Source organism: Paracoccus sp. MA (assembly GCF_020990385.1).
Lineage (GTDB): Bacteria > Pseudomonadota > Alphaproteobacteria > Rhodobacterales > Rhodobacteraceae > Paracoccus.
In genome coordinates this window covers 968,646-983,381 of the sequence record NZ_CP087598.1, presented here as the reverse complement: position 1 = coordinate 983,381, position 14,736 = coordinate 968,646, and the positions used below count along the sequence as shown (strand labels likewise).

Below are 14,736 nucleotides of genomic sequence, written 5' to 3'. Positions count from 1 at the left end.
GAACGAAACTCCGCCCGGCGGCTGGCCAGACGAGCCGCAGGACCGAAGCGGGCCGGTCTAACCGTGGGTTTGTCGGTAGATTTTACCGAACATGTCCCAGTCCTGCTGGACCCGCCTCTCGAAATCCTCGCCCTGCAGAAGCACGGTTTTCAGGCGCATGTCGGCAAGCCGCTGCTGAAGATTCTCGTTTTCGAGAATCCTGGCGAAGGCCTCTTCGAGCTGGACGACAATTTCCGCCGGAATCCCGACGGGGGCATGCAACCCGTTCCAAAACATCAGATCGTCCAGCCCTTCGATGCCCAACTCCCTGGAACTCGGCACATCCGGCAGAAAGGCCGACCGTTCGGCCCCGAATGTGCAAAGAGCGCCCAGGCTGTCCTCCTTCAGATAGGGTTCAGCCGAGGCCTCCGCGGCGACCGTCATGTTCACCCGGTCGGCCAGCAGGTCCGTCATGATCGGACCCGTCCCCGCATATTGGGCGGTGATGATCTGCGAACCGACCGCGCGCTGGAACATTTCGAAGGCAAGCTCATTGATCGAACCGATGCCGGGCGCGGCATTGGCAAAGGCCCGAGGATCCGCCTTCGACTGCGCGACGATGTCCTCAAGGCTCATATCCTTGAGCGCGGGACTGGTCAGAAGGATCAGCCGCCCCGTCGCAAACATGACGATATGCTTCAGATCCGTGACTGGGTTGACATCGGCATCCGTCGCACCATGGGGGGTGGCGACGATGAAGGAACTGTTCGACAACAACAGCGTATGGCCGTCCGGGGCAGCATTCTTGACGGCAGAATTCGCGATGGCCCCGTTGGCGCCGGGCTTGTTTTCGACGATCACCGGCGTTCCCAGAGCCTCGCTCAGATAGGGAGAGACCAAGCGGGCTACGGTGTCCGTCGCGCCTCCGGGAGCAAAGGCCACGACCAGGCGAATGGGCTTGCTGGGATAGGACGCGGCCAGGGCAGGCGCACCGATGGCCAGCCCTGCTGCGCAAACCAGACCCGATGCCATGAATTCCCGGCGGTTCATTTCAGATCCTGACATTCTTGTTCCTCCTGCTTCATGCCCGGGAAAAATCCGGCATGGAATTTCCGGCGGCGTTCCTGTTTTGCGAAGCCCATCGTAACGGTGCGCGATGTCCCGCCGCCCATTCGCCGGAAGGCAGGCAAGGACGGTCCGGCAGACATCGGCATTTCCGAAGGCACCGATGCCCGCACCCGGCACAAATGGATCACTGCTTGAGGCCCGCGCGCTCGATCACCTCGGCCCAGGTGCCGGCCTGCTTCTCGATGAAGTCCCGGGCCTCGTCCCCGGCGATACCCACCACCTCGGCACCCTCCTTTTCCATCGACGCAGCGAAATCGGGATCCTGGGTGCTGGCGACAAGTGCCTCGCTGAGCCGCGCGACGATCGCATCCTCCGTGCCCGAGGGAACCGCAAGCCCGAACCAGTTCGCGGCGGTGAAACCGGGCGCGACGGTCTCCGAGATCGTCGGCACGTCCGGCAGCAGCGGAGATCGCTCTTCGCCGCCATAGGCATAGATCTTCAGCAGCCCCTCCTTGTATTGCGGCAAGACGCCAGGCGCGCTGGACATGCTGAGATCGACGCGGTTGGCCATGATATCCACCATGACCGGGCCGCTGCCCTGATAGGGGACGTGGTTGGCCTTGGTGCCGGTCGCCTGAAGAAACATCTCGAACGCGATGTGGTTCAGGACCCCGTTGCCGGAACTGCCGTAAAAATACTTGCCCGGGTTCTCTTTCAACTCGGAGACCACCTCTTCGATGGTATTGGCCGGGTTGCCGGGGCTGCCATAGAGGAAGAAGGCCCCCGAAACCGCGATGCCCACCGGGGTCAGGTCGGTCTTGTAGTCATAGTTCAGATCGCGCCCCAAGGCCGGGGCGGTCACCAGCCCGCTGTCGTGATAAAGCACCGTATAGCCATCCGGGGCCGCGCGGGCGACGAACTCGTTCGCCAGCAGCCCGGCCGCCCCCGCGCGGTTCTCGACGATGACCGGGACTCCCAGCTCCTGCGACAGGCGGGGGGCAAGCTGCCGGGCGGACAAGTCGGCGATGGCGCCGGGGGCGAAGCCCACGATCAGGCGAATGGTCTGGGTCGGATAGTCGCCTTGAGCCTGAACCGGCGCGGCCACCGCAAGGGCAGCCATCACGGTTGCTGCAGCAGCGACGGTTCTTGCGGCCATGAAAACGGACCGGATCTTCATTGGTCTCTCCCTGTCTGGATTATCGGGTCGTTGCACCGGAGCCGGGGGTCGGATTCCGGCTCTGGCTTTTGAGTCACTGGCCTGCATGCGATGCCGGAGCGGTCAGAACTCTTCCTCGCCCACGGGCAGCAGGGGGGGCTGATGCCTGCGCCTGCGAATCGTGGTCACGACCATCAGCCCCATGACCAGAAGCGTTGCCACAAGCATGCCCAGGCTGATCGGCTGCGTCACGAAGACCGAGAAATCCCCGCGCGACAGGACCAGCGCGCGCCGAAGGTTTTCCTCCATCAGCGGTCCCAGGATGAACCCCAGGAGAAGCGGTGCCGGCGAATATTGCAAAGCCCGCATGGCAAAGCCCAGTATCCCGGCAACCAGCAGCAGGCCGACGTCGAAAGAGTTGAACATGACGCTGAGGACGCCGACGCAGACGAAGCCGATGACGGCGGGGAACATGTAGCTGAACGGGATCTGCAACAGGCGCACCCAGACCCCCACCATCGGAATGTTCAGCACCAGCAGCAGCAGGTTGCCGACCCAGAAGCTGGTGATGAGACCCCAGAACATCTGGGGGTGGTCGCGGATCAGGCCCGGCCCAGGCGCGATGCCGTGGATCATCAGCGCACCGAGCATCAGCGCCATCGTCGCGCTGCCGGGAATTCCCAGGGTCAGCGTGGGAATAAAGGACGCTTGCGCCGCGGCATTATTGGCCGATTCAGGTCCCGCGATCCCTTCGACCGCGCCCTTGCCGAACCGGCTCGGGTCCTTCGCGACCCTTTTCTCAAGCGCATAGGAAAGGAACGAGGCCACCGACAGCCCGGTGCCGGGCAGCGCGCCGAAGAACACGCCCAGTCCCGATCCGCGCAGTGTCGGACCCACGCTCCGCTTCACGTCCTCTTGCGTCGGAACCATCGAGCGGAGGGTGACGCGGCTTTGCCTGACATAGCCGTCGCCCTGCTGGATCGCGCTGATGATCTCGGGGAGACCGAACAGCCCCATTGCGATCGCCACGATGCTGAGCCCATCGTAAAGCGAGATCGAGCCGAACGTGAACCGGGCGATGCCGGTTTCGACATCGGCGCCCACCGTCCCCAGCAGTAGGCCAAGAACGATGGTACTGGCGCTCTTGACCGGCGGATCCTCCGTCATCGAGGATGCGGCGATCAGTCCCAGCAACATTGCCGAGAAGTAATCCGCAGGCCCGAAGGCCAGCGCGAATTGCGAGATGACCCCCGACAGAAGCGTGATCGCGACGATGCCGATGCTGCCGCCGACAAAGGAGGACAGCGCGCAGACCAGCAGCGCCACGCCCGCCCGGCCCTGACGCGCCATCGGGTTGCCGTCGAGGCAGGTGACTGCCGAGGAGGTCGTTCCCGGCAGGTTCAGCAGGATGGCCGCCGTCGAGCCGCCATATTCGGCGCCGTAGAAGATGCCCGCCAGCATGACCAGCGCATGGGTGGGCTCCAGGTAGAAGGTCACCGGCAGCATCATCGAAATCGCCGCCATCGCCCCGATGCCGGGCAGGACCCCGGTGAAGGTGCCCAGGAACACCCCGGCAAAGCAATACATCAGCGCCGCGGGGGTCATGGAGGTGGCAAAACCGGTCGCAAGGTTGGAGATCAGGTTTTCCATCGCGACTACCACCAGACCTTCAGAGGCATTCCAAGCCCCAGGATGAAGATCAGGACATTGAGCGCCGTCGTGACCGCGGCCACGACCAAGGTGGACTTCCAACTCACGTTGCGGTCAGCAAGACGCGCGAACACCGTCACCGCGAAGATCGTCACCACGAAGCCTGCGCGGTCGATCAGAAGCAGGAACAGAAGGATGCTTCCGAAAATGAACAAAGGCGGACGCCAGTTCAGCGGCTGCCTCTCTGCGGCAATTTCGCTGGGCAGGACGGCGCGCCGCCCCGTCGCCATGGTGATCAGCCCCAGGACGACGAAGATCACGCTGAGGATCCGGGGGAAATAGCCGGGCCCCATCTGGACCGAGGATCCGAAACTGTAGCCCGACGCGACATAAAGAGCGCCGAGGCCGATCAGGGACTGGATCGCGCCGCCTATCAGATGCGTGCGGTCCCATCTCATGACCAGTTGCGGGTCCGGCCTGGGATTTTTTGCGCCGTCTTGCTCGGCAATCATCAAGAGTTCCTCCCTCTTTTTCCGACCCCTGCCGGAGCGCCTGGCACCCTGGCCGGGCGGGCGGCCGGTGAATTCTGCGGCCCGGCCATGGGCTTGAAGCCATCCTGACGAGCCGGAATTATTCCCTTTCCTTCCGACGGCCGGACAGCCGGAACACGCTCCCGCGCCATTCGTTCACCAGGCCGACTATGGGCCCGGCCCGTTACATCAGCCAATTCAACTGATTTCAGGATGCCTGAAAGTTTTTGACCCCATCCGCTTCCCGATCGCATCCGCGGGCAGCCGCCGCCTGGGACCCCGCCTGCCGGAACTCGGGCGGCTCGAAGGCGGTGATGGCGGGGACCCGGTCGCGGAAGAGCTCGACCTCGACCAGGCAACTGTTGGCGCTTGGACCCTGTGCCAACCCGGAGGTGCCCGCATCGCGGGTCAGCACATTGGGATTGCCATGCTTTTCCAGAGGCATTTCGGCGGCGGGATCGTCGGGATCATACCACGCGCCGGTCGAAAGCTGCACGACGCCCGGCATCAGCGCGTCGGACAGGGTGACGCCCGCCAGACAGGCGCCCCGTCCGTTGAAAACCCGCACCACATCGCCCTCGCGGATTCCGCGCGCGGCGGCATCGCCCGGATGCATCCGCATCGGCTCGCGCCCCCGTATCTTGCTGGCGCGCGAATGGCTGCCGACGTCATACTGGCTGTGCAACCGCGTCCTGGGCTGGTTCGACAGCAGATGCAGGGGATAGTCGCGCGTCTTCTCCGAGCCCAGCCATTCCGACGGCTCCAGCCATGCCGGATGCGCCGGGCAATCCGCATAGCCGAAGCCTTCGATGACCGGGGAATGGATCTCGATCCGGCCCGAAGGCGTGCGCAGGGCATTCGCCTGCGGGTCCGCCCTGAATGCGGCCATCAAGGGGGGCTGTTCGGCAGCCTCGGACAGTTCCAGCGGCGCTCCCTGCCAGAAGGTGTCGAAATCGGGCATGTTGACGCCGGATGCCGCGGCCTCGTCGCAGGCAAGACCATAGAGATGGCGCAACCAGCCCTCTTCGTCGCGGCCCTCGGTAAAGGCGCGCCCGCATCCCAGCCGTTCGGCCAGGGCGGCAAAGACGTCGTAATCGGATCGCGCCTCGCCCGCCGGTTCGGCCAGTTTGTGCGAGGGCGAAATGAAGATGTCGCGCGACGAGCAGCCGATATCGTTGCGCTCCAGCGCGGTGGCGACGGGGAAGACGATATCCGCGTGCCGCGTGATCGGGTTCCACCAGGAATCATTGACGATCACCAGTTCGGGCTTCTGCCATGCCCTGCGCAGCCGGTTCAGATCCTGATGGTGGTGGAACGGGTTGCCGCCCGCCCAACAGATCGCGCGAATATCGGGATAGATGCGCGATTGGCCGTTATAGTCATAGGGTTCGCCCGGATGCAGCAGCATGTCGGCGATGCGGGCGACGGGAATGAATTCGTCCACGGGATTCCGGCCCTGTGGAAGCGAGGGCCATTTGACGGCCGCCGCCGGCGCGCCGATCCCGCCGACCGAGGCATAGCCGAAACCGTAGCCGCCGCCCGGCAGGCCGATCTGTCCCAGCATCGCGGCCAGCGTGATGGCCATCCAATAGGGCTGTTCGCCATGGTCGGCGCGTTGCAGCGACCAGGCCATCATGATCATCGTGCGGTGGCGCGGCATGGCGCGGGCAAGCGCGCGGATGCGGTCGGCCGGAACGCCGCAGATGGCCGCCGCCCATTCCGGGGTTTTCGGCGTGCCGTCGGTCCGGCCCAGAAGATAGGCCTCGAAGCGGTCGTATCCGGTGGCATGGCTGTCCAGAAAGGCCCGGTCATGCAGCCCTTCGCTGGCCAGCACATGGGCAAGCCCCAGCATCAGCGCCACATCGGTATTGGGCCGGATCGGCAGCCAGTCGACCTTGTGCGGCCCCTCGATATCGTCGCGGATGGGGCTGATATTGACCAGTCGGGCGCCGTTGCGCTCGGCCTCGGCGACCGAGCCGGGCAGGATATGGCGCAGCAGCCCGCCCGCGCTGACCTGTGCGTTCTTCGCGGGAATCCCCCCGAAGGTGATCAGCAGTTCGGTATGTCGGGCGATGTCGCGCAACAGCGTGTGATCCCTGGACAACCCCCGCGCATCCCCGGTGACATGCGGCAGGATGACATCCGCCGCCGCGAAACTGTAGTTCTGGACCGAGCGCGTATAGCCGCCCATCATGTTGAGGAAACGGTGGACCTGGCTTTGCGCATGGTGGAAGCGCCCGGCGCTGGACCAGCCGTAAGAGCCGCCGAAGATCGACCGATTGCCGTGTTCGTCCCTGATCCGGGCAAGATGGCTGGCGGCCAGGTCCAGCGCCTCGTCCCAGGACACCTCGACGAAAGGCTCGGCCCCGCGACCCGGCCCCGTTTTCCCTTCCAGAAAGGAGTGCCGGACCGCGGGCCTCAGGATCCTTGCCGGACTGTGCAGCGCGTCCAGCATCCCCTCGGCAATCGGCGAGGGATCGGGATCATCACCGGCCGGGGCCAGACGCGACGGCCGGCCATCGCGCATCTCGGCCCGGTAGATCCCCCTGTCACAGCAACAGGGCAGGAAACCAAGGGCATCGCAGGCTGATCGCCGCAGCTGTCGCCAGCCCGCCACCGGACATTTCCGCAGCGATAGCACGGCGCGCATCGCCGCCTTCGCAAAAAATTTCAACGCCCCTGAAATATGGTTCGACAGGGAATCGGAATTGGCTGAATGTTTTTCGCTCGCGCTGAATTTATTTGAGTTGTCTGATGCGGGGGGATTGCGGCACGACGGACAGCAGGAATTGATTTGGGCGCGAAATATGGTCAGGCATTTGACGACGGAATGGGATACCGAGGGATTCCTGCGCGAATTCGCCCCCCTGCCGCTGTCCTGCGTCGTGGACGCAATGTATCGCCTTGGCCTGCCCTGCAGCGTGATGGATCCCTCGATCCGCCAGATGGCCGGACCGCGCATCATCGGCTACGCCCGGACGCTTGGCCGCATTCCCCGTCCACGAAACGCCCCGGACGGGGACGAGGCCGCGCCCTGCGGAGCCAGCCTGGATGCAGTGGTGGATTCGCTCTCGTCGGGCGAGGTGCTGGTCATCGCGACCCAGAATGCCAGCCATATCGGCACTTTCGGCGACAACCTCGCCCTTCGCGCCATGGCGCTGGGGGCGGCGGGCGTCGTGACCGACGGCGCGATCCGCGATTCGGTCGAGATCGAGGCGCTCGGCTTCGGCACCTTTGCGGCAGGCCGCTCGCTCATCCCGTCCGAAGGCAACCTCGTCAGCGTCTCGGTCGATGAACCGGTGGTCTGCGGCGGCGTTCGGGTCCAGCCCGGCGATCTGATCCTGGGAGATACCGACGGCATCGTGGTCGTCGGCGAGAAGGACCTACGAATGGTCTGGATGCGCGCGGTCGAGATCTGCGACGCCGAGCAGGAAATGCAGGAAAGCCTGCGACAGGGGCTCTCCATGTCGGACGCCGCGTGCCGCTATCGCCTGCGCTGATGCACGAAGAAGGGGTCCCGAGATGATGATAGGCACCCAGCGCCTGCGCTCGAAGCTCGAAGCCGGAGAGCCCGCGCTGGGGACGATGATCAATTTCGACAGCCCCTGGTTCGTGGACATGCTGGCCCTGTCCGGCTTCGATTTCATCATGCTGGACGGCGAGCACGGCATCCTGAACCCGATGCAATGCGAGATCATGCTGCGCACCGCGCAGGCCGGCGGCATGAGCGTCCTGGCGCGCGCGCCGGGCGTGCCTCATGCGATCCAGCAATTCCTGGACATGGGCGCGGAGGGAGTCTTCGTGCCGCATATCCAGTCCGTGCAAGAGGCCGAGGCCGCCGGTGTCGCGATGCGATACCCGCCCAAGGGCAGCCGCGGGCTGACGACCATCACCCGCGTCGCGAATTACGGCATCGACATGGCACCGCGCGACTTCGTGGCGGCGTCCAATGCCCAGATCATTTGCGGCGCGATGGTCGAGACCATGGCCGGCATCGAGGCGGTCGACGCCATCGCCGCCTCGCCCGCCGTCGACGCCGTGCTTATCGGCTCGGGCGATCTGGCGGCCAGCATGGGCCGGCCCGGCGAACGCAAGCATCCCGAGGTGCTTGCCGCCACCCGAAAGGTCACCGAATGCGCCCGCGCCTATGGCAAATGGGTGGCCTGTTCGGCCTCGGATGCCGAAGGTGCACGTCAGGCTTTTGCCGATGGCGCGCATCTGGTGATCTCGCCCCCGATGGCGATGGTCGTGGGGGCGGGGCGGGATTTCGTCAGTCGTGCAAAGCAGGGCTGAAGGCGCCTCTTTTCCACGGATTCAGCATCTCCCCCTGAGAGGCGGCATCAGAATCGTTTGAATGCTGCTCAAAAATATTGTATGCAATATTTTGTCGAGTGAGCTGCATTCGGGAGGAGTCCAGGATGGTGCAAGCGGGAAACGGCCTGAAATTGCGGCGGCTTTCGACCCAGGAAAACGTCGCCCTGACGCTGCGCGACGCCATCATCGATGGCGCATTCGCCTTTGGCATGACGCTGAACGAAAAAGCCCTGTGCGAAAGCCTGGGGGTCAGCCGGACGCCGGTGCGCGAAGCCCTGATCGAGCTGCAAGGCCAGAACCTTGTCCAGATCGTCCCGTTTCGGGGCGCCTTCGTCTTTGACATGGACGAAGCCGAATTCGAGGAACTGGGCGACTATCGCGCGATTCTGGAAACCGCCGCGCTTCGGGCGGCGCTGAAATCGGATGCGGCAGGGCTCTGCGCGCAACTGAACGCCCTGCTGGAAGAGATGAAAGCCAGCATCGTCACCAGGAACGGCAAGGCTTACGGCGTTCTGGACACCAGCTTTCACGAAACCATCCTGTCCAGGTCCCGCAACCGGTTCCTGATCGAGGCCTATCGACGTGTCGGCGGCAGGCTTGCGGCTTTGCGCAACCGCATTCAGCACGACGCCGAAACCGTGATGGGATCGCTGAGAAAGCACGAGATGATCGTGCAGGCCAGCGAAGAGGGCGACGTGGACAAGGCAACCGCCCTGCTGGAATCCCATATCGCCAATGGCATGCGGTTCTTTTGCGAGCGGATGGGAAAGTTCCGGGCGAATGCCGCCCGCACATGAAAGCAGGGCCATGCAGCGAAAAATATTCCCTTGTCCCGATGTATTGAGACGGTTTCCTTCCCTTGATAAAGACGATCACTTCTGTCGTTATTACTCCGGAACAACCATCCTGACCGGCACCTCGCAGGGCCCTGGCCAGACTCACAGACAAGCGCGCGCACCATCTGCCGCGCCGCGCCGGCAAAGGAGAAACTGACATGACGACAAGCTTGCCATCGCTGACGGCAGTGCGTGCATTCGAGGCGGCCGCGCGTCACGAAAGCATCACCGAAGCCGCCAATGAGCTATGCGTGACTCCGGCGGCGGTGACACATCAGGTGCGGGCGCTGGAACGCTGGCTGGGCGTCGATCTTTTCATCCGCAAGGGCTCGGCCCTTTGCCTGACCCCGGCGGGCGAGACGTTCTTCGTCGGCTCCAACCAGGCCATCGACCTGATCCGGGCCGTGTCGCAAAAGGTCTCGACCCCGGACAATCGTGTCCGCCTGTCGGTGGTGGCGCCGCCCTCTTTCGCCGCGCAATGGCTGGTCCCCCGGATCGCAAGCTTCCAGTCGACGCGCAAGATCGAACTTTCCGTCTCGATCCGTCCGGTCACGTCGGAAAAAAGCTGGCGGACCAGCGATATCGGCATCGTTTGCAGCGCCGAGACCCCGCCCTTCCTGGAACGCCGCCCCTTCCTGGGCTACCGGATCATCGCCGTTTGCAGCCCCAAGCTGCTGACCGGCCCGAACGCGATCCGCAGCCTGTCCGACCTGCACAAGCACCCTCTGCTGCACGACGAAGGGCTGAAGCAGGTCGACGGCGTTGACTGGAACAGCTGGCTGCGCGGTGCCGGGCACGGCCCCATCGACACCAGCGACAGCATCCGCTTCAGCAACAACTTCACCGCCTATCGCTATGCCGCCGACGGACATGGCGTTGCGCTGGCCAAGGATGTGCTGGTCCAAAGCGAATTGGCACGCGGCGAACTGGTCAACCCGTTCGACTATTCCGACCGCAGCAAGCGAACCTACGATTTCGTCTGCACCTCGGCCAATTTCGACCTGAAGCCGGTCGCGCAATTCTGGGCCTGGCTTCAACGCGAAGCGGAGCATTCCGGGACGCTGGTGGCTGCATGAGTCCTGTCCCCGCCTGACGGCGACCAGCCGCCGGGCGGGAGGGTCTGGATCAACCCCCAGCCATGCCCTTGCGCGCGGCATCCACGAAATCGCTGCAGAAGCGCAGCAGATGCGGCAGCATGCCGGTCACCACGACCTTGTAGCCGCGCCGCGCGAATTTCGCCGCATCCTCCGAGGACTGAACGGCAATGGCGGTCGTCACGCCGTGACGCTTGCCGGCTTCCGCCACGCGGGTCACGGCGTCGTCCACCTTCATGGCGGTCTCGGGACCGTAGCCGATATTGGCGGCCAGATCGCCCGTGCCCATCAGCACCATGTCCAGCCCCTCGACTGCCATGATTTCGTCGATATTCTCGACCCCCCTCGGCGTTTCCACCAATACCGAAGTCAGGACATGCTCGTTCGCGCTCTGGATCACGCCGGGGCCGCTTCTGCGCGTGAAACCATGCGCCCGGGCATAGAAGGCCAGGCCCCGCACCCCGACCGGCGGATAATGCATTGCCTGAAAGATCCTTTGCACTTCCTCGGCCGTCTCGACCTGCGGCACCAGGATTCCATCCACACCCGCATCCAGCGAACGCATGATGAATTCGCCGCTGTATTCCGGCACCCTGACCATCACCGGCGCCCCCGCCGCATGGGCGGCGCGGGTCATATGGACCACGTCCGAGATGGTGATCGGCCCATGCTCGGCATCGATCACGACGAAATCGAAGCCGGAATAGGCTGCGACCTCGATCAGTTCCGGACTGGGTGCGGGGCAGAACGCTCCCAGAAGTTTCTCACCGTCCAGGATACGCCGGCGAAACCCGGTCCGTTCATTCCGACTGTTCATGTCAAGCCTCTGCGGTTGGAATTTGCTCCTATGGATCACCGTTCCTATAGATGATCCAAGTCAAATAAATTCAATAGAGGGAAGATTTATCCTCCGACTCCATGCTGCGAGCACTCCAGGCAATCCTGCTTTGAAAGATTTTCGCGACAAATAAATTTTGTCCCTGCCTGAGAATTTTTTCCATCCTTGGAAACGGACAGAAGTTAATATGCAAAAGATGCGAAAGGGGAACCGATTCATTCACTTGGAACCATGCTTTTCCAACTGAATGCGCATGAGTCCTGTTTCAAATAACCGGATAAGGCCCACCCCATGAAGCTTATCCATTACCGATGAGGAAACAATGACGGAAATTTCTCGGCGCGGCCTGATCGCCGGCAGCCTGGCCGCGGCCTGCCTGTCGGGGACAGGAATGGCTTTCGCCCAATCCTTCCCCTCGAAGCAGTTCACGCTGACATGCGGCTATACGCCCGGAGGGCTGGCCGATATCATCGCCCGTCTGGTTTCGGGCTATCTGGGCCACACCTTCCCCGGCCCGGCCATCGTCGAGAACAGGCCCGGGGCCAATGGCGCGCTTGGCTGGGAAGCGGTGGCGAAACAGCCGGCCGACGGCTATCATCTTCTGGCCTCGACCCAGTCGCAGATCGTGCTGCTGCCCGCGACCACGCCTTCGCTGAACCTCGATCCGATCAAGGGGCTCACGCATATCGGGTTGGTGGGCGAATCGCCCTATCTGCTGTGGGCCAGTTCCCGCTTCGCCGCCGAAACCTTCGACGATCTGATCCGGCTCGGGCAGGCTGGTGACGCACCCATCTTTTACGGCACCAGCGGCATCGGAGGGCAACAGCACCTCGCCTCCGAACTTCTGGCGCTGGAAACGGGGATCAAGATGGATGCGGTCCATTACAAGGGCGGCGGCGCGATGCTGCCCGACCTGATGAGCAACCGCGTTCAGCTGGGCTTCGCGACCCCGGCCCTGGCCATGGGCGCCTACAAGGAAGGGCACATACGGCCCCTGCTGTCGGTGGGCGATGCCGAAGACCCCAACTTCCCCGGCATTCCCGCCTCGACCGAGGTCGGGCTGCCGCGGATGAAAAGCCTGCTCGGCTGGTATGGCATGCAGGGGCCAGCGGGAATCCCCGACGACATCGCCGACGATCTGAACCGGATCATCCAGGATTGCGTGTCTGCGCCCGATATTCTCAAGGCGCTGGAACTCAACATGGTGAATCCGGTCAAGATCTCGCGCCAGGAATTCGCGGACAGGATCACCGAGGAATATGCCACGGTCCAGGAACTGGTGAGCGCGATCGGCTTTGCCACCGGATAAGCGGCCGCCCGACCGCGAGCCCTGTCCGCATATGGGGCAAATCAAAGGCCGAACTCCTGCCGGGGTTCGGCCTTCATTCATGCTGCCCGTATCTGCCATTCCCGCTTGATCCGGTCGGCCATCTTCTCGGCCGCCATCATCACCGGCACGAACATCCCGGCCCGCGGAATCTCGGGGAAGATGGAGGCGTCGATCACGCGCAGCCCCTCGGTCCCGCGTACCCGGCAATCGGGCGTCAGGACGGCATCCGGGTCGCCCTCCGCCCCCATGCGGCAGGTGCCGCAGACATGGTGGGACAGGTTGGCGTGGCGCCGGACGATCTGCTCCAGCCCCTCGGCGTCTTCGGCCAGCGCCCCGGGCTCGATGATGCCGGGCCCGAGGGCAAGCCTGCGGATCAGGCTGCTGGAAAACATGCCCCCGATGATCCCGGCCGCAACCGCATTGGCCGTATTGTGTTTCTGAAGCCTTGCGACCAGTTTCTGGTTCGGCGCAAAGACGGTATTGATGACGCCCCGCGCCTGCGCGCCGGCCAGCAGGCGCAGCGCAAGGGCCAGGCCGTCGCGCATGCGCAGGAAGTCATCGTCGTGACCCAGCAGCGCGAAGTCGATATCGATCTCGGAGGGCAGCCCCTGCCTCCCGGTTATCCGCACATGCCCGGCCGATTTCGGCTGGTAAAGCGCCAGCATCAGCGCGCCGATCTGCCGCCCCAGCGCGTGCCATGTCGTCCGGTTGATGGCCAGAAGCCCCATGTCATGCGGCATGCATCCCGGCCGTCCCGAGGACAGCCGCGCGCAAACCTGTCCGATGCTGCGGATATCGGCGCGCTGGCGCGAGGCATCGGGAAGATGGAAGGCGATGTCCAGCTTGGGGTGGTTCTTCAGCCCCTCGCCCACAGCCGGCAGGTCCACCCTGACCGGGATCCCCAGCTTTTTCAGGTGATCGGCCCGCCCGATCCCCGAGCGTTGCAGCAGTGCGGGCGTGAAGATCCCCCCGCAGGACAGGATCACCTCGCGCGCGAAGATCCGGGCCGTCCCGTCGGGCAGCGCCGCGCGAATGCCAGTCGCGCGCCGGCCCTCGAAGATCAACTCCCGCATCTCGGTATCCGGCAGGATGGTCAGGTTCCGGCGCTGACGGACCTCGGCAGTCAGATAGGCGGTCGAGGTCGGTATCCGGCGTTCCGGCAGATTGGCCATCGGCGGCGCGGCATAGCCATCCTCGAATTCGCCATTGTAGTCGTCCAGCCAGCGATAGCCCTGTTTCTGCAACGCACCGGCAAGATGCTCCGAAAACGGCGACCAGGCCGAGCGACGCTCGCGCCGGATCATCATCGGTCCGTCCGAGCCGTGAAGGGCGTTGTCGATATCCAGATCCGTCTCCAGCTTGCGGAAATAGGGCAGCACCTCCTGCCATCCCCAGCCGGCGGCCCCGGCTGCCGCCCAGCCGTCGTAATCCTCGGGCTGCCCCCGGAAGGCGAAGGAGCCGTTGATCGCCGAGCCGCCACCGATTCCCCTGCCCTGCGTGAACCGCTTCGTCCGCCGGGCCGGGGCGCTGCGCGCATGCACGGTGATGTCCGCGCTCAGCTCGGACCATGACCGGCCCGCCACCCCATAGGCGATTGGCAACGGGTCCAGAATGTCGGGATGCTCCTCGCCCGGGGGCAGATCGCCGCCCGCCTCGATCAGCGCGATATTCAGTGCCGCATCCTCGGAAAGACGGGCAGCCAGGATGCTGCCGGCGGCGCCCGCGCCCATGATCACGATGTCGAAGCGCGCGCCGTCGATATCGGCGGCGCGGATGGGTTGTCGGTTCGATCCCATGGGTTTCGGCCTCGCCTGACGTTCAACTGCGAAGCAGGCTCACTTCTCGCTGCCCGTTGGAAGGCAACATGGGGGCAATGCGTTATTATAACAATTGCATTTTTACCATAGATATATAACCAATAGGAATATCATAATTGGAGGA

12 protein-coding genes are annotated in these 14,736 nt (G+C 64.1%); 5 read left to right on the top strand and 7 right to left on the bottom strand.

Going from position 1 to position 14,736, the window contains the following annotated elements; genetic code table 11:
• Nucleotides 1-57: 57 nt before the first annotated feature.
• The 5 genes from LOS78_RS11965 to LOS78_RS11945 form a co-directional block, all read right to left on the bottom strand.
• The gene (locus LOS78_RS11965) at nt 58-1,029 is read right to left on the bottom strand and encodes a tripartite tricarboxylate transporter substrate binding protein (RefSeq protein ID WP_230378370.1); all 972 of its coding nucleotides are present in this window, start codon (nt 1,027-1,029) and stop codon (nt 58-60) included.
• 202 nt (nt 1,030-1,231) lie between these two features.
• Nucleotides 1,232-2,167, bottom strand: a complete 936-nt coding sequence (locus tag LOS78_RS11960) for a tripartite tricarboxylate transporter substrate binding protein (protein ID WP_230378369.1) — start codon at nt 2,165-2,167, stop codon at nt 1,232-1,234.
• A 159-nt stretch (nt 2,168-2,326) separates the two neighbouring features.
• The gene (locus LOS78_RS11955; RefSeq protein WP_230378368.1) at nt 2,327-3,853 is read right to left on the bottom strand and encodes a tripartite tricarboxylate transporter permease; all 1,527 of its coding nucleotides are present in this window, start codon (nt 3,851-3,853) and stop codon (nt 2,327-2,329) included.
• Between the two features lie 5 nt (nt 3,854-3,858).
• Nucleotides 3,859-4,365: a tripartite tricarboxylate transporter TctB family protein gene (locus LOS78_RS11950; protein ID WP_230378515.1), complete on the bottom strand. Its 507-nt coding sequence runs from the start codon at nt 4,363-4,365 to the stop codon at nt 3,859-3,861.
• A 226-nt stretch (nt 4,366-4,591) separates the two neighbouring features.
• Nucleotides 4,592-6,910, bottom strand: coding sequence for a molybdopterin-dependent oxidoreductase (locus LOS78_RS11945; RefSeq protein WP_230378367.1), 2,319 nt, complete (start codon nt 6,908-6,910; stop codon nt 4,592-4,594).
• A 280-nt stretch (nt 6,911-7,190) separates the two neighbouring features.
• Here LOS78_RS11945 and LOS78_RS11940 point away from each other — a divergent pair, with 280 nt between their 5' ends.
• The 4 genes from LOS78_RS11940 to LOS78_RS11920 all read left to right on the top strand — a co-directional run bounded on the left by LOS78_RS11940 (nt 7,191) and on the right by LOS78_RS11920 (nt 10,609).
• The gene (locus LOS78_RS11940; RefSeq protein WP_230378366.1) at nt 7,191-7,883 is read left to right on the top strand and encodes an RraA family protein; all 693 of its coding nucleotides are present in this window, start codon (nt 7,191-7,193) and stop codon (nt 7,881-7,883) included.
• A gap of 22 nt (nt 7,884-7,905) precedes the next feature.
• The gene (locus LOS78_RS11935) at nt 7,906-8,676 is read left to right on the top strand and encodes an HpcH/HpaI aldolase/citrate lyase family protein (RefSeq protein WP_230378365.1); all 771 of its coding nucleotides are present in this window, start codon (nt 7,906-7,908) and stop codon (nt 8,674-8,676) included.
• Nucleotides 8,677-8,801: 125 nt separating this feature from the next.
• Nucleotides 8,802-9,494 carry a GntR family transcriptional regulator gene (locus tag LOS78_RS11930; protein ID WP_230378364.1) on the top strand — a complete coding sequence of 231 codons (693 nt, stop codon included), beginning with the start codon at nt 8,802-8,804 and terminating at the stop codon, nt 9,492-9,494.
• Nucleotides 9,495-9,691: 197 nt separating this feature from the next.
• On the top strand, nt 9,692-10,609 hold the full coding sequence (locus LOS78_RS11920; protein ID WP_084648076.1) for a LysR substrate-binding domain-containing protein: 918 nt from the start codon (nt 9,692-9,694) through the stop codon (nt 10,607-10,609).
• A 49-nt stretch (nt 10,610-10,658) separates the two neighbouring features.
• Here LOS78_RS11920 and LOS78_RS11915 read toward each other — a convergent pair whose 3' ends face one another.
• Nucleotides 10,659-11,444, bottom strand: a complete 786-nt coding sequence (locus LOS78_RS11915; RefSeq protein WP_230378363.1) for an HpcH/HpaI aldolase/citrate lyase family protein — start codon at nt 11,442-11,444, stop codon at nt 10,659-10,661.
• Between the two features lie 343 nt (nt 11,445-11,787).
• Here LOS78_RS11915 and LOS78_RS11910 point away from each other — a divergent pair, with 343 nt between their 5' ends.
• Nucleotides 11,788-12,774 (top strand): tripartite tricarboxylate transporter substrate binding protein, encoded by a 987-nt coding sequence (locus tag LOS78_RS11910; RefSeq protein WP_230378362.1) that lies wholly within the window; start codon nt 11,788-11,790, stop codon nt 12,772-12,774.
• A 77-nt stretch (nt 12,775-12,851) separates the two neighbouring features.
• On the opposite strand, the gene LOS78_RS11905 is transcribed toward LOS78_RS11910, so the two are convergent.
• Nucleotides 12,852-14,591: a GMC family oxidoreductase gene (locus LOS78_RS11905; protein WP_230378361.1), complete on the bottom strand. Its 1,740-nt coding sequence runs from the start codon at nt 14,589-14,591 to the stop codon at nt 12,852-12,854.
• Nucleotides 14,592-14,736: the final 145 nt, after the last annotated feature.

Bases quoted from the DNA above. Each gene is read 5' to 3' on its own strand.
- LOS78_RS11965 (WP_230378370.1), bottom strand. From the start codon at position 1,029: ATGAACCGCCGGGAATTCATGGCATCGGGTCTGGTTTGCGCAGCAGGG.
- LOS78_RS11960 (WP_230378369.1), bottom strand. From the start codon at position 2,167: ATGGCTGCCCTTGCGGTGGCCGCGCCGGTTCAGGCTCAAGGCGACTAT.
- LOS78_RS11955 (WP_230378368.1), bottom strand. From the start codon at position 3,853: ATGGAAAACCTGATCTCCAACCTTGCGACCGGTTTTGCCACCTCCATG.
- LOS78_RS11950 (WP_230378515.1), bottom strand. From the start codon at position 4,365: ATGATTGCCGAGCAAGACGGCGCAAAAAATCCCAGGCCGGACCCGCAA.
- LOS78_RS11945 (WP_230378367.1), bottom strand. From the start codon at position 6,910: ATGCGCGATGGCCGGCCGTCGCGTCTGGCCCCGGCCGGTGATGATCCC.
- LOS78_RS11940 (WP_230378366.1), top strand. From the start codon at position 7,191: ATGGTCAGGCATTTGACGACGGAATGGGATACCGAGGGATTCCTGCGC.
- LOS78_RS11935 (WP_230378365.1), top strand. From the start codon at position 7,906: ATGATGATAGGCACCCAGCGCCTGCGCTCGAAGCTCGAAGCCGGAGAG.
- LOS78_RS11930 (WP_230378364.1), top strand. From the start codon at position 8,802: ATGGTGCAAGCGGGAAACGGCCTGAAATTGCGGCGGCTTTCGACCCAG.
- LOS78_RS11920 (WP_084648076.1), top strand. From the start codon at position 9,692: ATGACGACAAGCTTGCCATCGCTGACGGCAGTGCGTGCATTCGAGGCG.
- LOS78_RS11915 (WP_230378363.1), bottom strand. From the start codon at position 11,444: ATGAACAGTCGGAATGAACGGACCGGGTTTCGCCGGCGTATCCTGGAC.
- LOS78_RS11910 (WP_230378362.1), top strand. From the start codon at position 11,788: ATGACGGAAATTTCTCGGCGCGGCCTGATCGCCGGCAGCCTGGCCGCG.
- LOS78_RS11905 (WP_230378361.1), bottom strand. From the start codon at position 14,591: ATGGGATCGAACCGACAACCCATCCGCGCCGCCGATATCGACGGCGCG.